This window comes from Sphingobacterium micropteri (assembly GCF_014692515.1).
Taxonomy (GTDB): Bacteria; Bacteroidota; Bacteroidia; order Sphingobacteriales; family Sphingobacteriaceae; genus Sphingobacterium; species Sphingobacterium micropteri.
Genome location: NZ_JACOIK010000010.1, coordinates 203,322 through 229,641, shown reverse-complemented (window position 1 = coordinate 229,641; position 26,320 = coordinate 203,322). Strand labels below are relative to the sequence as shown.

Genomic DNA, 26,320 nt, shown 5'->3' with positions numbered 1-26,320 from the left:
GAACATCCTATCAATCCACGAAAACCATGATTATAATCATCTCACCTCATGCTTAGCACTTTCCGAAAACTGGTTACTACACTTCCTTATTCAACTTCGAGTGTTTATAACCATATACGAAATAAAGTACCAGCCCCACGACTAACCATATCAAAAATATAATCCAATTACTCGCACCGAGCTGGCTCATTAGATAAAGATTGATCAGAATTCCAGTAACGGGCAGCAAAGAAAACCTATACTTAAACCCCATCACGGCCAATATGAACCACACTATCCAGAAAATGACCAACAATGATTTATGCTCTATTATCTCTTGCGAGGACATTTCTCGCCATTCCTGCAGCGCATCCTGCCCGTAGCGCCAAAGGATAATCCAAGCCACAACAAGCCCCAGCCCAATTAAATATTTACCGTTGATATAAGGTACTTTGAATTTCGATTTCGACGACAATCCGGTATAATCCATATACAGCACACCTGCGCACACGAGGATGAAAGCAAAGAATGTACCCACACTCGTCAAATCAACGAAAAAGTCCATTTTAAAAAACAAAGAAGGCACCGCTACCACCACACCGGTTACGATTGTCGCAAAAGAAGGTGTTTTATACTTGGGATGTACACGCGCAAACTTTTTCCATAGCAAACCATCACGGCTCATCGTCATCCATATTCTCGGCTGTGCTAACTGATACACGACCAACGCACTTGTAATAGCCACAACCGAGGTAACCGACACAACACCCGCCATGTGGTCAAAGCCTACATATTTAAACACAAATGCAAGGGGATCTTTCACATTCAGTTCCGTATAGTTTACCATCCCTGTCAAAACTAAGGTAATAGCTACATACAATATCGTACATATTACCAAACATAGAATCATCGCCCGCGGCAAATCACGTTGTGGATTTTTACATTCTTCGGCCGTTGTAGATATCGAATCAAATCCAATGAAAGCAAAGAACACCGCCGCTACCGATCCCATTACACCCGGAACGCCGTTAGGCATAAAGGGTGTCCAGTTCTCTGGCTTAATAAAGAAAATTCCCCCCGCGATCACCAACAAAATAATCCCTACTTTAACGGCGACCATAATATTACTTGCCCGCTGCGATTCTTTAATACCGATATATACCAGCCAGGTGACCAGCACAGTTATCAAACCAGCAGGCAAATCAAAAATAATCGGCATATTTCCCAACCGGGGTGCAGACAGGTATGCATGAAGCCCTACTTTATCTGAAGCACTAAGGGCATTCATCCCTACGGAAATGAACTTTTCATGCGCATCAGTAGCATATCCCGGAGCCATCGTCAACCACTTTGGAATATGTATACCGAATCCCTCCAACATCGACACAAAATATTGAGACCATGAAATGGCGACCACTGTATTGGAAACAGCGTATTCTAAAACCAATGCCCAACCGATAATCCAAGCAAAGAGCTCTCCAAAGGTGACATAAGCATAGGTATAAGCGCTACCAGATACTGGAACCGTACTCGCAAATTGGGCATATGCAAGCGCTGTAAATACACAGGCAAAGGCTACAAAAATAAAAAGTAAGGAAATTGCAGGTCCTCCCTCATAACTAGCCAATCCAATCGTACTAAATATTCCTGCGCCTACAATAGCCGCAATTCCAAGCGAAACTAAATCACGAACACCCAATACTTTGGCAAGTCCTGTCCCCTGTTGAGCATCTGCGATTATCCGGTCGACACTCTTCTTTCGGAAAAGTTTATTCATCATATCTGCAAAAGTAATCCAAACTAGATTATTTTGTCCTGTATCTCCTGAAATATATCCATATAATTCAGGAGAGACTGTTCTTTATATAGTCGTAGGCATTCCGTTAATCGATCATAATCCTCGGCGTTATTTTCAAAAGTCCAAACACGTTTGCATATATTGAAAAGTGCATAAGAAAGATTGCTTATGTCTGCGTAGTCCAAAACATACCGTGAAGTCACAAACCGGTCATAGAACTCCAAAAAACGTACGGTATCTACCTCTCCGATAGTCCGTAGATATTTTTCGATGGTTGCTTTCTGGACTTGCTCCAAATGTTCATATAGCCTATTGGGATTGACATGTGTATGATCTATGAGCAAATGGTCTAGCAAAAGCTCAAGCGAGATATGGGCCAAGAAGGACGCCCGCACAGGAAGATGTGCTACGATAGGGTCCAGTTTACGCCGCAATGCATGTGTATGGTCGAGGAAGAAACCGGAAGCATGAAAAAGTTTATCGACCTCTACATGCCTATACCACCCTTCCGATACCCACATCGTTTTTGGGTACGCAAACAGTACATCTTCAAATCGCTGAGGATGAAAATTGTATCCCTTATCCACATTCTTAAGCAAATCCGGGAGTAACGCACCTAATATCCTTTCGGAATGCGGGCTATAGCGTTCAAAATAATAATGCGACAAAAAATTCACGAACCCAAACTTCTTATTTATTTATCGTAAGATACGGCTTAATCTCGTATCTTTGCAATCTTAATTAAAAAAATTTAACCACAAAAAAGATGAGCTTTGTAGAAGAACTACGTTGGAGAGGGATGTTACAAGATATCATGCCCGGAACGGAAGAATTACTGAATAAAGAAAAAGTTTCCGGCTATATCGGCTTCGACCCAACAGGAGATTCACTGCATGTGGGACATTTAACACAGATTATGACCCTCATCCACTTTCAAAATGCCGGGCACAAGCCTGTTGCATTGGTGGGTGGGGCTACTGGTATGATTGGCGATCCCTCATTTAAGTCTGCTGAACGAAATCTGTTAGATGAAGCCACATTACAGTACAATGTTACTAGTTTAAAAACGCAGCTCGCCAAATTCCTGCTTTTTGGAGATGGTGACGCAGATGCGAAAATGGTTAATAATTATGACTGGTTCAAAGATTTTAAATTTTTGGACTTTATTCGCGACGTCGGAAAGCTGATTACCGTAAATTACATGATGGCAAAAGACTCCGTAAAAAAGCGACTAGAGGGTGACAACGGTCTTTCCTTTACGGAATTCACCTATCAACTGATACAGGGTTATGATTTTTATTACTTATGGAAACATCACAATTGTAAGGTGCAAATGGGTGGGTCCGACCAATGGGGAAATATCGTAACCGGTAGTGAAATCATCCGCCGTCAAGATCAGGGAACGGCATATGCGATCACGACACAGTTGATCAAAAAAGCAGATGGGCAAAAGTTCGGCAAAACGGAATCCGGAGCAGTTTGGTTAGACCCTAAGAAAACATCTCCCTACAAATTTTATCAATTTTGGTTGAACACCACAGATGACGATGCCAAAAACTGGATCAAGATTTTCACGTTAAAAACAAAAGAAGAAATTGACACCATCATAGCTGAACACGATGCCGCCCCACATACCCGTGCTGTGCAAAAAGCATTGGCGAAGGATATCACGATACGCACGCACTCCGAAAAAGATTACGAAACGGCAGTCAAAACATCCGAATTTTTATTTGGAAACGGTTCTTTAGAATTCTTGGTGGAATTAGCGCACAATAGTGTATTGGAAGTTTTCGATGGCGTCCCGAAATTTGAAATTAGCAGAGATCAACTTATAACGGGCATCAACGTGCTAGATTTTCTTGCAGGTCATACACAAGTTTTCCCATCAAAAGGCGAAGCCCGAAAAATGTTGCAGGGAGGCGGTGTGGCAATCAACAAAGAGAAAATCAATGATATTGAATTAACGATCGATGCCACATACTTAATTAATGACAGGTACATTGTGGCTCAACGTGGCAAGAAAAACTATTTTTTGGTCATTGTAGCGTAACAGGGAGATAGCATTTCCTTTATTTTTCCTAAGTTTGTAACTAGGAAAGGTAGCTGATTTTCATGTCAAACAAAGGAAATACATTTAAAAATTCCGGCAATGCAAGCAACAAACGTGCTCCGCGTACCACAGGGAATGTTTCATATAATAAGAAAAAACGGTTTAACTCGTTTGAGAATATCAATTTTTCAGAAGGACAGCGCAAAGCACTGAAAATACTGGGCATCTTCTTACTATTTGCTTCTTTCATCATGGCTGTTTCGTTTGTTTCCTATCTTTTCACATGGAAACAAGACCAAAGTTATATAACGGAAACAAATGGCGGATGGTCAACGCTGTTTAGGAGTGTCGATGAAATAGCAGATGAGGCTGTAGAACTTCCCGTCGTTGAAAATAAACTGGGAAAACTAGGGGCATTACTCGCCAATCAATTTATTTATGAATGGTTTGGAATTGCCTCTTTTCTTTTCGCATTTATTCTATTTGTAGTGGGGTATAAACTCCTCTATCGAAAATCCCTTTTACCGGTATGGAAAACGATCATCTATTCAGCAACGGCTATCATTTATCTATCCGTAACGCTCGGGTTTTTACAGGATTTTCTGACGGACTCCCCCCATATATTGGAAGGAAAGTTCGGCTATTGGACAAACCAGCTGTTAAAGATCCAGATAGGTAGTACTGGGATCGCTGCCCTTTTGGCTTTTGCCTATTTAGCCATACTCATTCTTATTTACAATTTAGATTTGAAATGGACCTGGTCACCCAAAAAGACGGATGAAGATATAGAAGAAGACGAGGAAGATAATTTTGATACGTTTGCAAACAAACCAGATCCTATTTCCAATGTTTCTCGCAATACCGTTCCCCGCCCGTTAGCGGTTGAAGAAAAGGAAGAACCGCTAGATGAGGTATTTGTTCCTCATACTCCCTTAACATTAAACGTACCCGGAGAAAATCGTAAGGATAATGACGGGGAGATTACTTTTACCGTAGATACGCCAGTGGTTATAGATGAGCCCATACATAACGAACGAGAGCCTTCTTCCGAAGGCCCTGCACTCAGTGTAGAGAAAGTGGTGGAAGAAAAAGCTATTACAGCAAATGATCTAGTTGCCGAATTCGGCGAATATGATCCCAAACTAGATCTTTCAGGCTATCAATATCCAACGCTCGATTTGCTAAAAGAATATGGAAGCGGCAAAATCACCATTAATCAACAAGAGTTGGAAGCCAATAAAAACCGTATTGTCGAAACGCTCCGTAATTATAGTATTGAGATTGAACACATTAAAGCCACAATCGGCCCAACGGTAACATTATATGAAATCATACCCAAACCAGGTGTACGCATCTCCAAAATCAAAAATCTGGAAGACGACATTGCATTGAGCCTTGCAGCACTAGGCATACGCATCATCGCACCCATGCCCGGCAAAGGAACTATTGGTATCGAGGTACCTAACAGTTCACCAGAAATGGTATCCATGCGTTCTGTTCTAGCAACAGAGAAGTTCCAAAAAACGGATATGGATTTACCTATTGCGCTTGGTAAAACGATATCAAATGAGGTATATATAGCCGATTTGGCAAAAATGCCGCACTTGTTGGTGGCCGGTGCCACAGGACAAGGTAAATCTGTAGGTATCAACGCAATTCTAACTTCTTTACTATATAAGAAACACCCAGCCGAACTGAAATTTGTCATGGTTGATCCTAAAAAGGTAGAACTTTCTCTTTTCAAAACGATAGAGCGTCACTTCTTGGCAAAACTACCGAATGAAGATGAGGCGATCATTACCGACACAAAAAAGGTCATCAACACGCTGAATTCCCTTTGTATCGAGATGGACCAACGTTACGATCTGTTAAAGAATGCAGCAGTACGTAACTTAAAAGAATATAATGCAAAATTTGTCAACCGTCGATTAAACCCTGAAGAGGGTCATCGATTCTTACCTTATATCGTTCTGGTAGTTGATGAGTTTGCAGATTTGATGATGACAGCAGGTAAAGAAGTGGAAACGCCGATTGCACGTCTCGCTCAGTTAGCACGAGCTGTAGGAATACATTTAGTTATTGCTACGCAACGACCATCGGTAAATATTATTACCGGTACGATCAAAGCAAATTTCCCAGCACGTCTCGCATTTAGGGTTTTGTCTAAAGTCGATTCCCGTACAATCCTAGACGCTGGAGGTGCCGACCAGCTTATCGGTCGTGGGGACATGCTTTTAGCGACAGGAAGTGATTTGACACGTATCCAATGTGCCTTTGTGGACACACCGGAAGTAGAGCAAATATCGGATTTTATCGGAAGTCAACGTGGTTATCCATCTGCTTTTATGCTGCCCGAATACGTCGATGAAAATGGAGAAGGAAGTGGCGGAATGGAATTTGATTCGAGCGATCGCGATCAACTTTTCGAAGAGGCTGCACGACTGATTGTCATGCATCAACAAGGTTCAACGTCATTGATTCAACGTAAATTAAAGCTAGGCTACAACAGAGCAGGACGAATAATCGATCAATTGGAGGCTGCGGGTATTGTAGGCCCTTTTGAGGGAAGTAAAGCACGCGAAGTACTTTATCCCGACGAATATTCGCTAGAACAGTATTTGGAAACGTTAAGAAACAACGAATAAGATGGAGAAGAAAATAACAGTTCTGATGGCTTTCATTTGTACATCACTAATAGCATTCACACAAACGGATACCAAAGCAAAAAAGTTATTGGAAGAAGTATCTGCAAAATATGATGCGTATCAGACCATACAGTCGGACTTTAGTTTTTCCGTACAGCAAGCACAAGGAGGAAACCATGGGGATAAGGGCACGCTGTTCTTGAACAAACCAAAAAATCAGTTCCGCATAGCGTTAAGCGAGCAAGATATCATAAATGACGGCAAAAGTATTTGGTCTATTCTGAAAGAAGATCAAGAGGTACAAGTCAGTGACGCAGACAATAACACAGAAAGTATTGGCCCTAATAATCTTTTTACCTTCTATAAAAAGGGATTTATTTATAAAAGTAAAAAAGACGAAGTGCTAGGCAAGGACCTGCTGAATGTTATAGAATTAACACCTACTGACACGAAAACGAATTATGCTAAAATCACCCTACGGATAAATAAAAACAAACATATCCATGATGTTGCAGTAGTCGATAAATCAGGAGCTCGATACATCTATACGATTAACACACTATATGTAAATCATCAAATTCCAAGAGCAACGTTTACATTCCATACCGCAGATTATCCCAATTATGAGATAGTTGACCTTAGATGAGATAACAATGGCGAAGACGACACTTAAAAGTTTAGCCCAGGCATTAAATATGTCTGTTTCTACGGTATCAAAAGCGCTAAATGATAGTTACGAAATTAGTGAGGTAACGAAAAGAACGATACAGGAGTTTGCAAAAAAGCACAACTATCAACCCAATGTACATGCTAAATTCCTTAAAACAGGAAAAACAAATACGATTGGTGTTGTTCTCCCGAAAATGACCGGATCCTTCGAAGCACAAATTATTGCAGGCATGCAAAAAGCGGCTACTACCCATCATTATAGAACAATCATTATGAATACCATGGAAAATGAAGAACTGGAAAAGTTAGCTCTTCAGTCCATGTTAGACAAATCGGTGGATGGGATTCTTTTCTGCCCCATTCATGAAGAATCGAATATCGATCTGGCTAAGCAAATCCTTAAAACAACACCTATTGTCATTTTTGACCGAACACACTATCCAATAGAAACACATAAAGTCGGTGTGCTGAATACACAAGGGATGTATAATGCATGCAAACACCTTTGGGATATAGGCCGACGGAAGATCGCTATATTCTGTGGTGCACGTCAAGGTATTACGACCAAAAGATTATCGGGATACATGGAAGCTCATCACGATTTCCAGATACCCGTAACGCCAGAATATATCGTACATTGCAATGTGAAAAGCCTAGCAGATTTACAAGATGATATGGAAAAACATGTAAAAAGCTTATTGCAATTGCCCGAACCTCCAAATGCTATTGTCGGTGTTGCGGACACCATCACAACCCATTTATTGGGTATTTTAGCTAAATTAGAAATAAAAGTACCGGAGACTCTGGCAGTCATCGGCTTTGCAAACACAGATTTGGTTCTTTCGCTGAACCCATCCTTAAGCACCATTCGACAACCGACGACGGAAATAGGCGAGATTTCTGTAAATAAATTAGTCGAAATTATGCAAAAAAAGAATCGAAGCCAAATCGAGTGGGAAGATATTAAACTACCCACCTCCATTCAGCTTCGACGCTCTACAATAGGATAGCAAGGGCAAGCTATCAACTACCTATAATACCTAACTCTAGCCCTCTTAATTCTGCTAGTCCTCTTAATCGACCAATCGCAGAATACCCCGGATTAGTAACTTTATTAAGATCATCTAACATTTGATGTCCGTGGTCTGGTCTAAACGGAATAGGTTTTTCACGTTTCTGGTTTTCGGCGACCAACTCCTTCATGACGGCATACATATCCACATCGCCATCCAAATGATCCGCCTCATAAAAACTTCCTAAGGCGTCTTTCTTAACATTACGTAAATGTACAAAATTCACCCGATGCTGTACCTGTTTAAATATTTGTACCAAATCGTTATCAGGACCTGCACCTAATGAACCCGTACAAAAACAAACACCATTAAACGGTTTATCTACCGTTTTAATAATATATTCAAAATCCGCCAAATTTCCCGCAATTCTCGGGAGTCCTAAAATAGGATACGGGGGATCATCTGGATGAATGGTCATTTTTATACCATATTTCTCACAAACGTCTGCAATAGAAGAAAGAAAATAAGTTAAATTTTCCCGCAGTCCTTCGAAGCCAATCTTTGCATAAATATCAATACTGCGTTGTAAATCTTCGAGTGATGGATCTTTCTCTCCCGGGATACCCATTAATACATTAGAAAGCAAGAATTTCTTTGCCTCTTCGTCAAAAGTAGCGTAACGGCTCTCCGCTTGCCCCACAATTTCTGCAGAATACGACGTCTTCGCATTAGGACGTTCCAAAATAAAAATATCAAAGATGGCTAAATCAATCCAATCAAAATAAAGCGCTTTAGAACCATCATGCATTACCTTATCTAATTGCGTACGTGTCCAATCCAATACGGGCATAAAGTTATAACATACCGTTTTGATTCCACATTCCGCTAAATTTGTCAATGTTTGACGATAATTATCTAAATAAAAATCGACTTGCTCCGAACGTGTCTTTATGGCTTCGTGCACCGTGACACTTTCCACTACCGACCACACAAGTCCTGCTTCCTCTATTATTCTCTTCCGCTCCAAAATATCCTCCTTAGGCCATACATCACCGTGCGGAATATGGTGCAATGCTGACACAATACCTGTTGCACCTGCCTGTTTTACATCCTGTAAAGATACCGGGTCATTGGGTCCGTACCAACGCCACGTCTGTTCTAAAAACCGTTTATTCATATTATAAAAAACCTAAACTCCACACCAACTATTAAAACCTCCATCCACAAAGATGGTTTCGCCTGAAACAAAGGCCGAAGCATCGCTTAACAGATACACCAGCGTACCCTCCAATTCTGATGGATCTCCCAACCGAGAGAAGGGTGTTCCTTGTACAAATCTACCTGCTCGCTCTGTATAACTACCATCAGGATTGGTCAACAATGTACGGTTTTGTTCGGTAAGAAATACACCCGGTGCTATAGCATTCACACGTACCTTATCTCCATATCGCAACGCCAATTCTGTGGCCATCCATTTGGTAAAACCATCTACACCATGCTTTGCCACGGTATAGCCTAAAACACGTGTAATAGGTAAACTCGCTGCTAAGGACGATATATTAATAATGGAACCTTTTCCCTGCTTTGCGATAACCTCTCCAAAGACAAGTGTTGGAATAATGGTACCATATAGATTCAATTCGATAGCCTTAATGGTATCTGCTATTTTGTTATCAAACAGATTGTCATTCGGCCCAATAGTAGCACCTGGAATATTTCCTCCCGCTGCATTTACCAACCCGTCTATCGTATCCCATTTGTTCAAAATTTGTTCTTTTGCTTTACGGACAGAATCTTCATCCATTACATCTGCGACCACTGCTAAGGCTTCAGCACCCAATGTCTGTACCATTTTCACCCGCTCGTCTGCTTTCTCTTGGCTTCTTCCGATAATACAGACTTTAGCCCCTGCTTCTGCTAAAGCTTTGACAAACGCTTTTCCCAGAATACCTGTACCGCCGGTTACCACGATAACTTTTCCTTTTAATGAGAATCTCTCTAAAATATTCATGTTATTATAGTCCTAAGTTTATAACATCCAATGATAGCTATTTTTTAGTCATTCTCAAGTATTTACCGCAGGTTTATTCACGATAACGATTTCGTATGTACTTCTGAAAGATAAATACGACCATGTAATGGCAACGATTTCGCAAACAACACTATAAAGTTTAAAAAAATAACCCTAATTTAACGACCAAAATAAATTATTCATGAACCTTATATTATCCTTCGGCGAAATATTAATCCGGCAACAAAGTTTGGGCGACACATTTTTTGATAAAAACAACAATCGTTTAGAAATTTTCCCAGGAGGCTCGGAAGCCAATGTAGCCGCTTCACTAGCACAAATGGGCGATAACGTAGCTTACTGCAGTGCGTTACCAGAAAATGCTTTATCAGATGAAATTTTAGCAATTCTTAAGGATCTGGACGTGCATACCGAGAAAGCCATTCGCACAGGCGATCGATTAGGTACTTATATGTTGATGTCGGCAAATGGACTTTCTAAGGGGGAGGTTATCTACGATCGAAAGTACTCCAGTTTTAGCCAGTTAACTATAGAGGATGTCGATATAGATAAGTTGTTTGAGAACGTTTCTTGGCTTCATTGGACAGCACTTACCCCTGCCCTTAACCAAAATATGGCGGATCTGATAGCTCGTCTGCTTCAAGAAGCATCCAACCGCAATATTACTATCTCGGTAGACTTGAATTATAGAAATCGTTTATGGCAATATGGGAAAGAACCCATAGATATCATGCCGCAATTGGTGGCGTACTGTGATGTGATTATGGGTAACATATGGGCGGCAAATAAGATGCTCGGTACAGCCGTTGACGAATCTTTTGATAGAAATACATCACGAGAAACATATCTAGCGGCGGCTGCTGCATCTGCGAAGGAAATTTTTGAAAAATATCCTAAATGTCAACACATCGCTTATACCTTTCGTTTTATGGACAGTCCGAATCACAACCTGTTTTACGGAACGTATCATACGCCAACGGAAGATGTCAGCTCCAATGTTATGGAAACTTTTGACGTTATTGATCGCATTGGTAGTGGAGATGCATTTATGGGTGGATACATTCATGCCCTTGTCAACAACATGACAACGCAAGAGGTTATTGATACAGCTACGGGCGCAGGCTTTCAAAAGCTATTTGTAAAAGGAGATTTTGGTAACGGAAAGATAAAGTAAAAAGATAAACAATAAAAAAAGGCAGCAAAAATTTTTGCTGCCTTTTTTTATTGTTTATATCAGAACGATTAGTCCTCTTCTTTCGAGGCCAATAACTGATCGTATTCTTCACGTGAACCAACAATAATATTGCTATATTCGCGTAAACCAGTTCCTGATGGAATCAAGTGACCTACAATTACGTTTTCTTTCAAACCTAACAAGTCATCACGTTTACCGGCGATAGCAGCCTCGTTCAAGACTTTAGTTGTTTCCTGGAACGACGCAGCTGAAATGAATGACTTCGTTCCCAATGAAGCACGGGTAATACCTTGCAATAATGGACTTGAAGTTGCCGAAATAGCATCACGAACTTCTACTGTTTTCAAATCTTGACGACGTAAGCTTGAATTTTCCTCACGAAGTTTACGCATGGTTACAATTTGACCAGCTTTCAACTCCTTCGAATCTCCCGCATCAACGACAACTTTTTTATCAAACAACGAGTCGTTTTCTTCCATGAAATCCCATTTATTAGCAGCCTCTTTTTCCAAGAAGCGTGTATCGCCTGGATCCTCGATATTCACTTTCTGCATCATCTGGTGAACGATGGTTTCGAAGTGTTTATCGTTGATTTTCACCCCTTGCAGGCGGTAAACCTCTTGGATACCGTTTACGATATATTCTTGAACCGCTGCAGGACCTTTGATGGAAAGAATATCCGCTGGGGAGATAGAACCATCTGACAACGGCATACCTGCTTTTACAAAGTCATTATCTTGTACCAAGATGTGCTTAGAAAGTGGCACTAAGTATTTCTTGATCTGTCCATCTCTGGATTCAATCGAAATCTCACGATTACCACGTTTCACACCACCTAGCGTAACAACACCATCAATTTCGGTAACAACGGCTGGGTTAGAAGGATTACGTGCTTCGAACAATTCGGTTACACGAGGAAGACCTCCCGTAATATCGCGTGTTTTACCTGTAGCACGAGGAATCTTCGCTAAGATAGTACCTTCTTTGATTTTTTGTCCATTTTGAACAGAGACGTGCGCTCCTACCGGAATATTGTATGAGCGCAAGGTGTCACCCGCCAAGTCTGCAATCTTAATCGTCGGGTTTTTCGTTTTATCACGTGTCTCGATGATAACCTTCTCCTTATGTCCGGTTTGTTCATCCGATTCATCACGGAATGTAACTCCTTCAATAATAGCTTCGAACTCGATTTTACCTGGGAATTCAGAGATAATTACCGCGTTATATGGATCCCAGTCAGCCAATACTTTACCTTTTTCTACCTTATCACCTTCGTTCACATATACATTAGCACCGTAAGGAATAATCTGGGTGTATAATACTTTTCTATCGTCGCTTACTATGCGAAGCTCTCCAGAACGACCGATAGCAATTTGATAAGGTCCTTCCTCACCTTCTTTAGCTACGGAGCGAACATTTTCAAACTCTATTTTACCATCGTATTTTGCAACGATACTAGATTCTGCCGCGATATTCGACGCCGTACCACCCACGTGGAATGTACGAAGTGTCAGCTGTGTACCAGGCTCACCTACAGACTGTGCTGCGATAACCCCTACAGCCTCACCCATTTGAACACGCTTGCCAGAAGCAAGGTTCCGTCCATAACAAGCAGCACAAACGCCACGTTTAGCCTCACAAGTCAATACGGAGCGAATCTCGACACCTTCGATACCGGCCTCTTCAATTGTTGTAGCTATATCTTCGGTAATATCTTCATTTGCCGCAACAATCAATGCTCCCGTTTCCGGATGATATACGTCATTTAACGGTGTACGTCCAAGAATACGATCGTATAATGGCTCTACAATATCATCATTTTCTTTAAGTGCTGTTTTGTATAGACCACGTAATGTATTACAATCTTCTTCCACCACGATCATATCTTGCGCAACGTCGTGCAGACGACGAGTCAAGTAACCCGCATCGGCTGTTTTCAATGCCGTATCGGCAAGACCTTTACGCGCACCGTGGGTAGAAATAAAGTACTCCAATACCGATAGACCTTCTTTGAAGTTCGATAAAATCGGGTTTTCGATAATCTCCCCACCCGAGGTACCAGACTTCTGCGGTTTTGCCATCAGACCACGCATACCACACAACTGACGAATCTGTTCTTTCGAACCACGGGCACCTGAATCCAACATCATATAAACAGAGTTAAATCCTTGGTTATCGTTAGAAAGAATATCCATTACGTATGCCGTCAATCTATTGTTGATACGTGTCCAGATATCGATAATTTGATTGTAGCGTTCGTTGTTGGTAATGAAACCCATGTTATAATTGTTCATTACCTCTTCAACTTCATTGGTCGCTTGTCCAATCAAATCCGCTTTAGCAGCTGGGATATTCAAATCTTGCAAGTTGAATGACAAACCACCTTTGAAGGCCGTTTGGAATCCTAACTCTTTCATATCATCCAAGAACTGTGCTGCACGAGCCATACCCGTACTCTTCACAATATCCCCAATGATATTACGCAATGACTTCTTGGTCAACAGTTCGTTGACATAACCCATCTCGTCAGGTACGATCTGATTAAAGATAACCCGGCCAACCGTAGTCTCGATGAGACCATCAACGATTTGTCCGTCTTTATTTCTTGTTTTTGTTTTTACTTTAATGAAAGCGTGCAGGTCAATTTGATTCTCATTCAAGGCAATAATCACCTCTTCCGGAGAATAAAATGTCATGCCCTCGCCTCTTACTTTTTGATCTTCTGTCGACTTACGGCCTTTTGTAATATAATAAAGACCCAATACCATATCTTGAGATGGTACCGTTACGGGAGAACCATTTGCTGGGTTAAGGATGTTATGCGAAGCCAGCATTAATATTTGGGCTTCCAAAATTGCTGCATTACCTAAAGGCAAGTGAACCGCCATCTGGTCACCGTCAAAGTCGGCGTTGAACGCCGTACACACTAAGGGGTGTAATTGGATCGCTTTACCTTCTACCAACGTAGGTTGGAAAGCTTGGATACCCAAACGGTGAAGTGTAGGAGCACGGTTAAGCAATACAGGGTGTCCTTTCAATACATTTTCCAGAATATCCCATACGACCGGATCCTTGCGGTCCACGATTTTTTTCGCCGATTTAACCGTCTTTACAATACCTCTTTCAATCATCTTGCGAATGATGAATGGTTTGTAAAGTTCCGCAGCCATATCTTTAGGAAGACCACACTCGTGTAATTTCAAGTGCGGACCAACGACAATTACCGAACGAGCCGAGTAATCCACACGTTTACCCAATAAGTTTTGACGGAAACGTCCTTGTTTACCTTTCAAAATATCGGATAACGATTTTAATGCACGGTTACCTTCCGTTTTCACAGCATTCACTTTACGCGAGTTATCGAACAAAGAGTCTACTGCCTCCTGAAGCATACGTTTTTCATTACGTAAGATTACTTCCGGCGCTTTGATTTCAATCAAACGTTTTAAACGGTTGTTACGGATGATCACACGACGATACAAGTCGTTCAAATCAGACGTCGCAAAGCGTCCACCATCCAACGGTACCAATGGACGTAATTCCGGTGGAATAATCGGAACAATTTTTACGATCATCCACTCCGGACGGTTTTCAATTCGGGTGTTCGCGCCACGGAAAGCTTCTACGACATGAAGACGTTTCAACGCTTCATTTTTACGTTGTTGCGAAGTTTCATTAGCAGCTTGGTGACGTAAATCGTACGATAATTGATCTAGATCGATACGTTTCAAAAGTTCCTCCATCGCCTCAGCGCCCATCTTCGCGATGAATTTCTGCGGGTCGGTATCATCCAAATATTGGTTCTCTTTTGGTAAGGTATCCAAAATATCCAGATACTCTTCCTCCGTCAAGAAATCCATATAGGAAATCCCATCTTCTTCTTTGATACCCGGTTGAATAACCACATATCTTTCGTAGTAGATGATCATATCCAATTTCTTTGTCGGAAGTCCCAATAAATAGCCGATTTTGTTAGGAAGAGAACGGAAATACCAAATGTGTGCTACTGGAACAACCAAATTGATATGCCCCATGCGTTCACGACGTACTTTTTTCTCCGTTACCTCCACACCACAACGGTCACACACGATACCTTTATAACGAATACGTTTGTATTTACCACAGTGACATTCGTAGTCCTTTACCGGACCAAAAATACGCTCACAGAATAAACCATCACGCTCAGGTTTGTAGGTACGATAGTTGATTGTTTCTGGCTTGGTAACCTCACCGCTAGAACGCTCCAAAATCGTTTCTGGAGAAGCCAAGCTGATCGTGATCGATGTGAAGTTACTTTTAATTTTATTATCTTTTTTATAAGACATACGTTGTATAACTTAAAGATGTATGTAAGACCTATCGCATTAAAAAACAGATAGGTCTAAATTTTATTAATCCAATGTGATATCTAATCCTAAACCACGTAATTCATGTACCAATACGTTGAACGATTCCGGTACGGATGGTGTTGGAAGGTTGTTACCTTTCACGATAGCCTCGTAAGTTTTCGCACGGCCAACCACATCATCTGATTTCACGGTTAAGATCTCTTGTAGGATATTTGACGCACCAAATGCTTCCAATGCCCATACCTCCATCTCACCAAAACGCTGACCACCAAATTGTGCTTTACCGCCTAATGGTTGTTGCGTAATCAACGAGTACGGTCCGATAGAACGTGCGTGCATTTTATCATCTACCATGTGACCTAATTTCAACATGTAGATAACCCCAACGGTAGTTGGTTGGTCAAAACGCTCGCCTGTTAAACCGTTGTATAGGTATGTTCTACCAGACATTGGTAATTTAGCTTTAGCGATCCACTCTTCCACTTCATCCATTTCCGCTCCGTCAAAAATTGGCGTTGCGAATTTGGTTCCGAGTTTTTGACCGGCCCATCCCAGAACAGTTTCGTAAATCTGTCCCAAGTTCATCCGCGAAGGTACCCCTAATGGGTTCAACACGATATCTACGGGTGTACCGTCTTCTAAGAATGGCATATCCTCATCACGAACGATACGGGCAACGATACCTTTGTTACCGTGGCGCCCTGCCATCTTATCTCCCACTTTCAATTTACGTTTCTTAGCCACGTAAACTTTCGCCATTTGAACGATACCGGATGGTAATTCATCTCCGACAGAAATCGCAAACTTCTCTCTTTTGAAAGCACCAAGTTCTTCATTGATCTTGATGTTATAAAAGTGAAGCGCTAACTTGATCAACTCGTTCTTATCTTCATCCGTCGTCCATCCCGTTGGATTAATATGCGCATAATCCAAATCCATTAAGATTTTCTGTGTGAATTTAGCCCCTTTCGGTACCAACAACTCTTTATACACATTGTATACCCCTTGGCTGGTTTTGCCATTCACAACAGTGAATAACTTCTCTACCAAACGATCTTTCAACGCTTTAACCGCTTTGTCGTGTGCGACTTCTAATTTGTCTAATGCTTTTCTTTCCGCTTCTTTAGACATTTTTTTCGCCCGGGAGAATAGCTTCGTATCGATAACCACACCTTTCAACGACGGTGATGCCTTCAATGAAGCATCTTTTACGTCACCGGCTTTGTCACCAAAGATAGCACGTAATAACTTCTCTTCCGGAGAAGGATCAGATTCGCCTTTCGGTGTAATTTTACCAATTAAGATATCACCCCCATTAACCTCAGCACCAACACGGATAATACCATTTTCATCCAAATCTTTTGTTGCCTCTTCCGAAACATTTGGGATATCGGATGTCAATTCCTCTTCACCACGTTTCGTATCACGAACCTCCAACTCAAACTCCTCAATATGTAAGGAAGTGAATAAGTCTTGCGATACAACGCGTTCAGAGATTACGATCGCATCCTCAAAGTTATATCCCTGCCAAGGCATGAAAGCCACTTTCAAGTTACGACCAAGTGCCAATTCCCCATTTTCTGTTGCATAACCTTCACATAGTACCTGACCTTTGGTTACTTTCTGCCCTTTCGTAACGATTGGTTTCAAGTTGATACAGGTATTCTGGTTGGTTTTCTTAAACTTCGTAAGGGTATATGTTTTTACATCATTATCAAACGATACCAAACGGTCGTTATCTGTCCGTTCGTAACGGATTTTAATCTCATTTGCGTCCACATACTCCACTACACCATTGCCTTCTGCATTGATCAACGTACGGGAATCGGACGCCACACGAGCTTCCAAACCAGTACCTACGATAGGTGCCTGCGGTTTCAATAATGGAACAGCTTGACGCTGCATGTTCGATCCCATCAACGCACGGTTTGCATCATCATGCTCCAAGAATGGAATCAATGAGGCGGCGATCGACGTAATCTGGTTTGGTGCAACGTCCATATAATCCAATTTCTCCGGCTCGATAATCGGGAAGTCACCTTCGTATCTCGCTTTTACTTTAGGATCTTCAAAGTTACCTTGATCATCATATTGTGCATTTGCCTGCGCAATCGTTTTATCATCTTCATCTTCTGCAGACAAGTATACTACGGGTTCATCAACCACGACTTTACCATCTCTTACCTGACGGTAAGGGGTTTCGATAAAACCTAAGTTGTTGATTTTCGCATGTACAGCTAAAGAAGAAATCAAACCAATGTTCGGACCTTCTGGGGTTTCAATCGTACACAAACGACCATAGTGTGTATAGTGAACGTCACGTACTTCGAAACCTGCACGTTCACGCGATAGACCACCTGGACCTAAAGCTGACAAACGACGCTTATGCGTAATCTCCGCCAATGGGTTGGTTTGATCCATAAATTGCGACAACTGGTTCGTTCCGAAGAACGAGTTGATAACAGACGACAATGTACGTGCATTAATCAAGTCTGTTGGTGTAAACACCTCATTGTCACGAATATTCATCCGCTCGCGGATGGTACGCGCCATACGGGAAAGGCCAACGCCAAATTGTGCATATAACTGCTCACCTACCGTACGAACGCGACGATTGGACAAGTGGTCAATATCATCCACTTCTGCTTTGGAGTTAATTAAATTGATCAGATACTTCACGATGGCAATGATGTCCTGTCGTGTCAATACTTTTGTATCATCCGCTGTATCTAATCCCAATTTACGGTTAATGCGGTAACGTCCCACATCGCCCAAATCATAACGTTTATCCGAAAAGAACAAACGATCAATAATACCACGTGCTGTTTCCTCATCTGGTGGTTCTGCGTTACGCAGCTGACGATAGATGTGTTCTACAGCCTCTTTTTCAGAGTTTGAGGTATCTTTCTGTAAAGTATTATATATAATCGAGTAGTCCGCATTGTTAGCACCATCTTCTTTGGCAAGAATAATAGATTTTACCCCTGCATCGATGATCATTTCAATGTGATCCTCCTCTAAAACAGTTTCACGTTCTAAGATAATTTCATTCCGATCGATAGACACCACCTCACCTGTATCCTCGTCCACAAAATCCTCGATCCATTTTTTCAATACCCTAGCCGCTAAGCGACGGCCAACATATTTCTTAAGACCAGATTTACTTACTTTTACTTCGTCTGCAAGATCAAATAGCTCCAAGATATCCTTATCGGAATCATAGCCGATCGCGCGTAACAAAGTAGTAACTGGGAATTTCTTTTTACGATCGATATAAGCATACATCACGTTGTTTACGTCCGTCGCAAATTCGATCCAAGATCCTTTAAAAGGAATTACCCTTGCAGAATAAAGTTTCGTACCATTTGTGTGTCTACTCTGACCAAAGAACACGCCGGGAGAACGGTGCAATTGGGACACGATGACACGCTCAGCACCATTGATAACAAAGGTACCTTTAGGCGTCATATAAGGAATCGTTCCCAAATATACATCCTGTACAATGGTTTCGAAATCCTCGTGTTCTTCATCATTACAAGATAACTTCAACTTTGCTTTGAGTGGAACACTATACGTCAATCCACGCTCAATACACTCTTGTATATCGTAACGAGGAGGATCGATGAAATAATCTAAAAACTCTAGTACAAAGATGTTTCTTGAATCAGAAATAGGGAAGTTTTCCGAGAAAACCTTGAACAGCCCTTCCTGATGGCGGTTGTCAGAAGTAGTTTCTAATTGAAAAAACTCCTTGAAAGATTGCAATTGCACATCCAAGAAATCCGGGTAATCGATAACCTTCTTACTTGTAGCAAAATTTACTCTTTCGTTTTGAATATTATTGTTTGCCAAGGGAATAAGTATTTTAGTTTAAAAAAACTGAGCCAATTATGCTGTAATCATGTATTTATCAGATGTCAGCATCCATCTGATGCATGTAATAATATAAATAGGAATAGACTCTGCCAATATATTGGCAGAGTCTAAACCTTTAAGGTGCTTTTTTATGGTGAGATTACTTGATCTCAACAACAGCTCCAGCTTCTTCTAATTGTTTTTTCAACGCTTCAGCTTCGTCTTTTGAAACACCAGTTTTCAATTCCTTAGGAGCACCGTCAACTAAATCTTTAGCTTCTTTCAAGCCTAAACCAGCTAAGTCTTTTACCAATTTAACGACTGCTAATTTTTGACCACCAGCTTCTTTCAAGATAACGTCAAATGAAGTTTTCTCTTCAGCAGCAGCAGTTTCGCCACCAGCAGCAGGACCAGCAACTGCAACAGCTGCAGCAGCAGGCTCGATACCATACTCATCTTTTAGGATATCAGCTAATTCTTTAACTTCTTTTACTGTTAAGTTAACCAACTGTTCAGCAAGTTGTTTTAAATCTGCCATTTTATTTTGAATTTTTGAATGTACTTAATAAAAATTGTTAATTAAAAATACACGAACGTTCTGTAGGAGGCGTTCGTTAGCCTCTTTCTTCTAAAGCTTTTACCAAACCTGAAATTGTATTTCCACCTGATTGAAGTGCGGAAATAACATTCTTCGCAGGAGATTGAAGCAAAGCAATAACGTCTGCAATAAGTTCGTTTTTAGATTTAAGGTTAACTAGAGCTTCTAGTTGGTTATCCCCTACGAACGCAGTTTCCTCGATATAAGCTGCTTTTAAAACAGGCTTATCACCGTCCTTACGTAATTGTTTGATCAATTTAGCTGGGCCATTACCTGTTTCAGAAAACATCATTGTAGAAGCGCCTTTAAGCACACTACGTAATTCTTCTGAATCGATGCCCGCTTCGATTAAAGCTTTCTCGATCAAGGAGTTTTTCACCACTTGAATCGTAATGCCCTGCTCAAACCCCTTACGGCGGATGTTATTTACTTTTTCAACAGTTAAATCAGCAGTGTCAGTAATATAGAAATTACCGTAAGATTTAATCTGTTCGGCCAAAGCTTGAACAATTGCTTGTTTTTCTTCTTTTCTCATGATTAAATTCCTGCTACTGATTTAGTCTCCACATGAATACTAGGGCTCATGGTTGAAGAGATGTGAATACTTCTAAAGTATGTTCCCTTAGCAGCCGAAGGTTTAAGACGCGCAATAGTTTGTAATACTTCTAATGCGTTGTCATAAATCTTGTCTGCCTCGAACGACGCTTTACCCACTGAAGTATGGATGATACCTGTCTTGTCGACTTTGAAATCAATTTTACCACCTTTAACTTCCGTTACAGCTTTACCTACTTCCGTAGTCACTGTTCCAGTTTTAGGGTTAGGCATCAAGTTTCTAGGACCTAAAATACGCCCTAATTTACCCACTTTCGCCATAACGCTAGGCATAGTAATAATGATATCAACGTCAGTCCAACCACCTTCGATTTTGCTGATGTAGTCATCAAGACCTACGTAATCCGCACCTGCTGCCTTAGCTTCTTCTTCCTTATCAGGAGTACACAATACTAAAACACGCACGGTTTTACCAGTCCCGTGAGGTAATGTAGCGATACCACGAACCATTTGGTTTGCTTTACGGGGATCCACGCCTAAACGAACGTCGATATCCACAGAAGCATCAAATTTCGTCGCAGTAATCTCTTTAACCAAAGCTGCTGCTTCTTTTAAAGAATACGCTTTACCAGCTTCAATTTTGGATAGTGCCGCTTTTTGATTTTTTGTTAATCTAGCCACTTTCTTAAACTGATTTCGTTAATTAATTGTTCCAAGGAGCGCTACCAGAAACGGTAATGCCCATACTACGTGCTGTCCCTGCCACCATTTTCATAGCAGACTCTACAGTAAATGCATTCAAATCAGGCATTTTATCTTTGGCGATCGCCTCAACCTGCTCCCATGTAATAGAAGCTACTTTTTTACGGTTAGGCTCACCCGACCCACTTTTCAGTTTCGCTGCATCTTTTAACTGAACAGCTACTGGAGGAGTCTTGATGATAAAATCAAATGATTTGTCGCTGTAAACTGTAATGACAACAGGTAATACTTGACCTGGTTTGTCTTGCGTACGAGCGTTAAATTGCTTACAGAAGTCCATAATGTTTACTCCTTTAGCACCCAATGCAGGTCCTACCGGAGGAGATGGATTCGCAGCACCGCCCTTTACTTGTAATTTTACTAACGCACTGACTTCTTTTGCCATTTTGTTTTGAATTTAATTGTTAAATGTTTGTTAGTAAGGTGGAAGCATTATAACGTAACATTTATGTTTTCGATAGTTACATATAAACTATATAACCAAACGAGGTGCAAAGATAATAAGAAGTTTTGGAATAAAAAAACCAAAAATCAAATATATATAATAAAAAAAGGTAACCTTGTTGGGTTACCGTTCTGTTATTATTTTTTCAATTACTCTTTTTCTACCTGCATATAGTTAAGCTCCAGTGGTGTTTTCCGCCCGAATACTTTAACCATAACCGTAAGTTTCTTTTTATCTTCATGAACCTCTTCGATTTCTCCGGTAAAGCCATTAAATGGCCCATCGTTTACTTTCACGGTTTCCCCTACATAATACGGAACGTTCATACTTTCACCTTGTTCCGCCATCTCGTCTACCTTACCTAAGATTCGGTTCACTTCGGCTGGGCGTAAAGGGATAGCATTCCCTGCTTTATCGCCCAAAAACCCAATGACGCTATTCAAGTTCTTGATCGCATGTTCAATCTCTCCGTCCAATGCAGCTTCGATCAAAACATATCCCGGGTAATAGTTACGTTCTTTTGCAACTTTCTTCCCATCGCGCATTTGGTAATATTTTTCCATTGGAATCAATACCTGAGGCACTAAGTGTTGAATACCTAAGCGGTTTACCTCAGCCTCCACGTACTGCTTTACCTTCTTCTCTTTTCCACTAACGGCACGAACTACATACCATTTTAACGATTGATCTGCCATAAAATTTTTAATGATAAATTTAGGAAGTAATTCCGTACAATAACTCCAATAGATTACTTGAAGCTTTATCCATCACAAATATCAACAACGCAATAATGACAGACGCTACAAGTACCACTACAGCCGAGTTTTGCAATTGCGCCCAAGTAGGCCAAGTTACCTTCTCTGTAACCTCGACATAGGAGCTTTTAAAAAAATCAAGTACTTTAGCCATTTTTAGTTTACCTAAATTATTTTAGCAGGGGTACCAGGATTCGAACCCAGACCAACGGTTTTGGAGACCGCTATACTAACCATTATACTATACCCCTTGGTTTTTTTGATGACGCAAATATAGCGTTTCAACACTATTAGCGCAAATATTATTTACCTTTTTTTCTACTTTATTACCATTATGTATACGTAGAAAAAAACAAGCTAACCAGCCTTAGCCAATTAGCTTGTTTTATTATGTTAAAATAATCTTAAAAGATTATGCAACAATTTCAGTTACCTGACCAGCACCTACGGTACGACCACCTTCACGGATTGCGAAACGTAGACCTTTTTCCATAGCAATAGCGTTGATCAATTTTACAGAGATTGTAACGTTATCACCTGGCATAACCATTTCAGTACCTTCTGGCAAGGAGATTTCTCCTGTTACGTCAGTCGTACGGAAATAGAATTGAGGACGGTATTTGTTGAAGAATGGCGTGTGACGTCCACCTTCAGCTTTTGACAACACGTAAACCTCAGCTTTGAAGTCTGTGTGAGGAGTTACTGTACCTGGTTTACAGATTACCATACCACGACGGATGTCTGTTTTTTCAATACCACGCAACAATAAACCTACGTTATCACCCGCTTCACCATAATCCAAAATCTTACGGAACATCTCTACTCCTGTTACTGTAGATTTCAAGTTCTCAGCACCCATACCTAAGATTTCAACTGGATCACCAGAGTTGATTACACCTCTTTCGATACGACCAGTAGCAACTGTACCACGACCAGTGATAGAGAAAACGTCCTCGATCGGCATCAAGAAAGGAAGGTCGGTCAAACGTGGAGGAATTGGAATATAGTTATCTACAGCATCCATTAATTCCATAATTTTATCAACCCACTCTGTTTCACCATTCAATGCACCTAGAGCCGATCCTTTGACTACAGGGATATCATCACCTGGGAATTCGTAGAATGACAATAGCTCACGAACTTCCATTTCAACAAGCTCTAACAACTCTTCGTCGTCAACTAAGTCAACTTTATTCAAGAATACTACTAACGCAGGAACACCTACCTGGCGAGCCAACAAGATGTGCTCACGAGTTTGAGGCATAGGACCATCAGTCGCAGCAACTACGATGATAGCACCATCCATCTGTGCAGCACCGGTAACCATGTTTTTCACATAGTCAGCGTGACCTGGACAGTCAACGTGCGCATAGTGACGGTTCGCTGTTTGGTATTCTACGTGTGCCGTATTGATTGTAATACCACGCTCTTTTTCTTCAGGAGCAGAGTCAATTGAATCAAATGAACGAGCCTCTGAAAAACCTTTGTCAGCCAATACTTTAGTGATAGCAGCTGTGGTAGTTGTTTTACCGTGGTCAACGTGACCGATTGTACCGATATTTAAGTGCGGTTTACTCCGGTCAAATTTCTCTTTTGCCATGTTTATGCGAATTAGTAATTATAAAATGTTTCTTAATTAAATCCTTTACAAAAGTAATAAACTTTCATATTTTTTGAGCCAAAGATGGGATTTGAACCCACGACCTCTTCCTTACCAAGGAAGTGCTCTACCCCTGAGCTACTTCGGCTTATCAAAAGCCTATCTACAGATGATAGCCTCTACCTATTTGGACAATTCATCAAAAAGACAGAGACTTAAATCAAACTTTAAAAATGAGCGGAAGACGGGCCTCGAACCCGCAACCTATAGCTTGGAAGGCTATCGCTCTACCAATTGAGCTACTTCCGCTGATTGATCCCAGATGAATCATACTGATTCTTTGATTGAATCAGCATGTAACATGCTAAAATCGGGTGGTGGAGGGAGAAGGATTCGAACCTTCGAAGCCGAAGCAACGGATTTACAGTCCGTCCCATTTGACCGCTCTGGAACCCCTCCAAACCTGCAAATAAATTTGCATTTAGAGCCTCTTATCGGGATCGAACCAATGACCTACTGATTACAAGTCAGTTGCTCTACCAGCTGAGCTAAAGAGGCAATATTTTAATTTTAAAAAACTCTCCAAAGAACACCTACCTTTTCAGATAGCGAGTGCAAAAATCCAACTTAATTTTGATATTTGCAAGTTTTTTAAAAACTTTTTTACTGTGTTAAAGAACGTCAATCATCAACCTCAAACAACCTTTAGTCCATTTGATTTTGATGAGGCAAAGATAGCGACTCCATCCAAACTACAAAAATATTTTACAAAAAAAAACCGGCGTTTGCACCATATACTTGATACGCAAGGAAATAATTTACATCTTGCACCGCATTTTCAAGACTGTTACTTATGTTGATAAAACTAAATCCGTATTTCGGAAATATCTTGTTATGGACTTTATTGTTCATGACTTCTTTTTTTTCACCAGCTTATGCACAAGAACAGACGCTTATCCAAAAAATGGTAAAAAAATTCCTCTCTGCAGAAAGTGACTCTACACGTGGCGCCAGTTTGATTGTTCTGCCTGCCTTGGGATACGCCCAAGAAACCGGCGTGGAGTACGGTATTGCTGGAACATATAATTTCTACTTAGATAAAGCTGACCCACACAGCCGAACGTCTAACATAACACTTATGGGAACGCTTACTACTAAAAAACAGAAAAACATCAAACTGCTGACCGATATATGGACCAAAGATAATAATTACCATATTTTAACCGAACTACGGTATCGGGATTGGCCCTTTAATTTCTATGGCCTCGGGTCAGATACCTGGTTGGCCGATGAGGATTTCTTGGAACATCAACTCACGCGGGCGAAGGTCGATGTAGAAAAAAAAATTGTCGCCAAATGGTATGCCGGTGTAAATGTGGAATATGAAAATTTTAGGTTTAACGATCGTGAACCTGGGGGTGTTTTTGAGCAACCCGAAGTATTAGGAAGAAAGGGTGGCCAGTATTTAGCCCTGGGCGTATCGTCTCTGTACGACACGCGAAACAACACCACTTATACGACCGATGGCTTCTACTCCCGCATAAAATATGCGTATGCCCCCAGTTTGTGGGGTACCGACAATTTCGTAGGAAGTCAAGTCGAAGCTGATATCAGAGGATTTCATGCCCTTTCGCCAGAGATAACACTTGCCGGGCAAATGCTTTACCGCAGTACCTTCGGGGAAAACGTTCCATTTTATGCCTATCGTGATCTTGGAGGCGACATGACCATGCGTGGTTACTATCTGGGACGATATAAAGACAAGAATTACGCTACTGCACAACTTGAATTACGATATCGGTTTATACCCCGGCTGGGCGTTGTCGGGTTTGGCGGGACGGGTAGCACCTTCTCCCAACAGCACGATTTACGTTTAGTGCCAAGCTTCGGTGGAGGCATCCGTTATTTCTTTAGCTTAGAACATAACAGCACCGTTCGGTTTGATTATGCCTTTGGCGAAAAGAGACCCGGCGAAAAGAGACAGACAGGATTTTATTTGAGCATCAGCGAGGCTTTTTAA

At 41.1% G+C, this 26,320-nt stretch carries 19 protein-coding genes and 5 tRNA genes; 6 read left to right on the top strand and 18 right to left on the bottom strand.

The genetic code is table 11. The features are described from left to right. Positions 1-76 precede the first annotated feature (76 nt). Together H8B06_RS15225 and H8B06_RS15220 are read right to left on the bottom strand one after the other, a co-directional pair. Positions 77-1,759 carry an amino acid permease gene (locus tag H8B06_RS15225; RefSeq protein ID WP_190995093.1) on the bottom strand — a complete coding sequence of 561 codons (1,683 nt, stop codon included), beginning with the start codon at positions 1,757-1,759 and terminating at the stop codon, positions 77-79. Positions 1,760-1,779: 20 nt separating this feature from the next. Continuing rightward, complete coding sequence (locus H8B06_RS15220; protein WP_190995092.1) at positions 1,780-2,454, bottom strand: ACP phosphodiesterase; 675 nt, start codon at positions 2,452-2,454, stop codon at positions 1,780-1,782. A gap of 89 nt (positions 2,455-2,543) precedes the next feature. On the opposite strand from H8B06_RS15220, the gene tyrS reads away from it, so the two are divergent. The 4 genes from tyrS (at position 2,544) to H8B06_RS15200 (ending at position 8,151) form a co-directional block, all read left to right on the top strand. After that, a complete protein-coding gene (gene tyrS, locus H8B06_RS15215; RefSeq protein WP_190995091.1) occupies positions 2,544-3,827 on the top strand; it encodes a tyrosine--tRNA ligase in 1,284 nt (427 codons plus the stop codon). A gap of 62 nt (positions 3,828-3,889) precedes the next feature. Then, positions 3,890-6,472 carry an FtsK/SpoIIIE family DNA translocase gene (locus H8B06_RS15210; RefSeq protein WP_190995090.1) on the top strand — a complete coding sequence of 861 codons (2,583 nt, stop codon included), beginning with the start codon at positions 3,890-3,892 and terminating at the stop codon, positions 6,470-6,472. A 1-nt stretch (position 6,473) separates the two neighbouring features. Continuing rightward, a complete protein-coding gene (locus tag H8B06_RS15205; RefSeq protein WP_190995089.1) occupies positions 6,474-7,118 on the top strand; it encodes a LolA family protein in 645 nt (214 codons plus the stop codon). A 7-nt stretch (positions 7,119-7,125) separates the two neighbouring features. Next, complete coding sequence (locus H8B06_RS15200) at positions 7,126-8,151, top strand: LacI family DNA-binding transcriptional regulator (protein WP_190995088.1); 1,026 nt, start codon at positions 7,126-7,128, stop codon at positions 8,149-8,151. 13 nt (positions 8,152-8,164) lie between these two features. Here the strand turns inward: H8B06_RS15200 and uxuA are convergent, their stop codons facing one another. Continuing rightward, positions 8,165-9,331 carry a mannonate dehydratase gene (uxuA, locus tag H8B06_RS15195; RefSeq protein WP_190995087.1) on the bottom strand — a complete coding sequence of 389 codons (1,167 nt, stop codon included), beginning with the start codon at positions 9,329-9,331 and terminating at the stop codon, positions 8,165-8,167. A gap of 12 nt (positions 9,332-9,343) precedes the next feature. Next, positions 9,344-10,165, bottom strand: coding sequence for an SDR family oxidoreductase (locus H8B06_RS15190; RefSeq protein ID WP_190995086.1), 822 nt, complete (start codon positions 10,163-10,165; stop codon positions 9,344-9,346). Positions 10,166-10,367: 202 nt separating this feature from the next. Here H8B06_RS15190 and H8B06_RS15185 point away from each other — a divergent pair, with 202 nt between their 5' ends. Continuing rightward, positions 10,368-11,360: a sugar kinase gene (locus H8B06_RS15185; RefSeq protein WP_190995085.1), complete on the top strand. Its 993-nt coding sequence runs from the start codon at positions 10,368-10,370 to the stop codon at positions 11,358-11,360. Between the two features lie 68 nt (positions 11,361-11,428). On the opposite strand, the gene rpoC is transcribed toward H8B06_RS15185, so the two are convergent. The 14 genes from rpoC to H8B06_RS15115 all read right to left on the bottom strand — a co-directional run bounded on the left by rpoC (position 11,429) and on the right by H8B06_RS15115 (position 24,858). Beyond that, the gene (gene rpoC, locus H8B06_RS15180; protein ID WP_190995084.1) at positions 11,429-15,706 is read right to left on the bottom strand and encodes a DNA-directed RNA polymerase subunit beta'; all 4,278 of its coding nucleotides are present in this window, start codon (positions 15,704-15,706) and stop codon (positions 11,429-11,431) included. A 66-nt stretch (positions 15,707-15,772) separates the two neighbouring features. Then, the gene (gene rpoB, locus H8B06_RS15175; RefSeq protein ID WP_190995083.1) at positions 15,773-19,582 is read right to left on the bottom strand and encodes a DNA-directed RNA polymerase subunit beta; all 3,810 of its coding nucleotides are present in this window, start codon (positions 19,580-19,582) and stop codon (positions 15,773-15,775) included. Positions 19,583-19,745: 163 nt separating this feature from the next. After that, entirely contained in the window at positions 19,746-20,123 is a 378-nt protein-coding gene (rplL, locus tag H8B06_RS15170) for a 50S ribosomal protein L7/L12 (protein WP_172389184.1), read from the bottom strand. A 76-nt stretch (positions 20,124-20,199) separates the two neighbouring features. Then, positions 20,200-20,718, bottom strand: coding sequence for a 50S ribosomal protein L10 (gene rplJ, locus H8B06_RS15165; protein WP_190995082.1), 519 nt, complete (start codon positions 20,716-20,718; stop codon positions 20,200-20,202). Positions 20,719-20,720: 2 nt separating this feature from the next. Then, positions 20,721-21,419 carry a 50S ribosomal protein L1 gene (rplA, locus tag H8B06_RS15160; RefSeq protein ID WP_165295477.1) on the bottom strand — a complete coding sequence of 233 codons (699 nt, stop codon included), beginning with the start codon at positions 21,417-21,419 and terminating at the stop codon, positions 20,721-20,723. Between the two features lie 22 nt (positions 21,420-21,441). Next, on the bottom strand, positions 21,442-21,885 hold the full coding sequence (gene rplK / locus H8B06_RS15155) for a 50S ribosomal protein L11 (RefSeq protein WP_130143185.1): 444 nt from the start codon (positions 21,883-21,885) through the stop codon (positions 21,442-21,444). 209 nt (positions 21,886-22,094) lie between these two features. Further along, positions 22,095-22,640, bottom strand: coding sequence for a transcription termination/antitermination protein NusG (gene nusG, locus H8B06_RS15150; RefSeq protein ID WP_130143186.1), 546 nt, complete (start codon positions 22,638-22,640; stop codon positions 22,095-22,097). 19 nt (positions 22,641-22,659) lie between these two features. Further along, positions 22,660-22,854 (bottom strand): preprotein translocase subunit SecE, encoded by a 195-nt coding sequence (secE, locus tag H8B06_RS15145; protein ID WP_130143187.1) that lies wholly within the window; start codon positions 22,852-22,854, stop codon positions 22,660-22,662. 25 nt (positions 22,855-22,879) lie between these two features. Then, positions 22,880-22,951, bottom strand: a tRNA-Trp gene (locus H8B06_RS15140). Positions 22,952-23,112: 161 nt separating this feature from the next. Further along, a complete protein-coding gene (tuf, locus tag H8B06_RS15135; protein ID WP_130143188.1) occupies positions 23,113-24,300 on the bottom strand; it encodes an elongation factor Tu in 1,188 nt (395 codons plus the stop codon). Between the two features lie 76 nt (positions 24,301-24,376). Beyond that, positions 24,377-24,448: transfer RNA gene (locus tag H8B06_RS15130), tRNA-Thr, on the bottom strand. 88 nt (positions 24,449-24,536) lie between these two features. Next, a tRNA-Gly gene (locus H8B06_RS15125) sits at positions 24,537-24,609 on the bottom strand. Positions 24,610-24,675: 66 nt separating this feature from the next. Next, positions 24,676-24,759 (bottom strand) — tRNA-Tyr (locus tag H8B06_RS15120). Positions 24,760-24,785: 26 nt separating this feature from the next. After that, a tRNA-Thr gene (locus H8B06_RS15115) sits at positions 24,786-24,858 on the bottom strand. Positions 24,859-25,153: 295 nt separating this feature from the next. Here H8B06_RS15115 and H8B06_RS15110 point away from each other — a divergent pair. Beyond that, positions 25,154-26,320 carry a BamA/TamA family outer membrane protein gene (locus H8B06_RS15110; protein ID WP_223857699.1) on the top strand — a complete coding sequence of 389 codons (1,167 nt, stop codon included), beginning with the start codon at positions 25,154-25,156 and terminating at the stop codon, positions 26,318-26,320.

Coding starts and splice junctions, on each gene's coding strand:
- H8B06_RS15225 (WP_190995093.1), bottom strand. CDS start 1,759: ATGATGAATAAACTTTTCCGAAAGAAGAGTGTCGACCGGATAATCGCA.
- tyrS (WP_190995091.1), top strand. CDS start 2,544: ATGAGCTTTGTAGAAGAACTACGTTGGAGAGGGATGTTACAAGATATC.
- H8B06_RS15210 (WP_190995090.1), top strand. CDS start 3,890: ATGTCAAACAAAGGAAATACATTTAAAAATTCCGGCAATGCAAGCAAC.
- H8B06_RS15205 (WP_190995089.1), top strand. CDS start 6,474: ATGGAGAAGAAAATAACAGTTCTGATGGCTTTCATTTGTACATCACTA.
- H8B06_RS15200 (WP_190995088.1), top strand. CDS start 7,126: ATGGCGAAGACGACACTTAAAAGTTTAGCCCAGGCATTAAATATGTCT.
- uxuA (WP_190995087.1), bottom strand. CDS start 9,331: ATGAATAAACGGTTTTTAGAACAGACGTGGCGTTGGTACGGACCCAAT.
- H8B06_RS15190 (WP_190995086.1), bottom strand. CDS start 10,165: ATGAATATTTTAGAGAGATTCTCATTAAAAGGAAAAGTTATCGTGGTA.
- H8B06_RS15185 (WP_190995085.1), top strand. CDS start 10,368: ATGAACCTTATATTATCCTTCGGCGAAATATTAATCCGGCAACAAAGT.
- rpoC (WP_190995084.1), bottom strand. CDS start 15,706: ATGTCTTATAAAAAAGATAATAAAATTAAAAGTAACTTCACATCGATC.
- rplL (WP_172389184.1), bottom strand. CDS start 20,123: ATGGCAGATTTAAAACAACTTGCTGAACAGTTGGTTAACTTAACAGTA.
- rplJ (WP_190995082.1), bottom strand. CDS start 20,718: ATGAGAAAAGAAGAAAAACAAGCAATTGTTCAAGCTTTGGCCGAACAG.
- rplK (WP_130143185.1), bottom strand. CDS start 21,885: ATGGCAAAAGAAGTCAGTGCGTTAGTAAAATTACAAGTAAAGGGCGGT.
- nusG (WP_130143186.1), bottom strand. CDS start 22,640: ATGGCAGATCAATCGTTAAAATGGTATGTAGTTCGTGCCGTTAGTGGA.
- secE (WP_130143187.1), bottom strand. CDS start 22,854: ATGGCTAAAGTACTTGATTTTTTTAAAAGCTCCTATGTCGAGGTTACA.
- tuf (WP_130143188.1), bottom strand. CDS start 24,300: ATGGCAAAAGAGAAATTTGACCGGAGTAAACCGCACTTAAATATCGGT.
- H8B06_RS15110 (WP_223857699.1), top strand. CDS start 25,154: ATGTTGATAAAACTAAATCCGTATTTCGGAAATATCTTGTTATGGACT.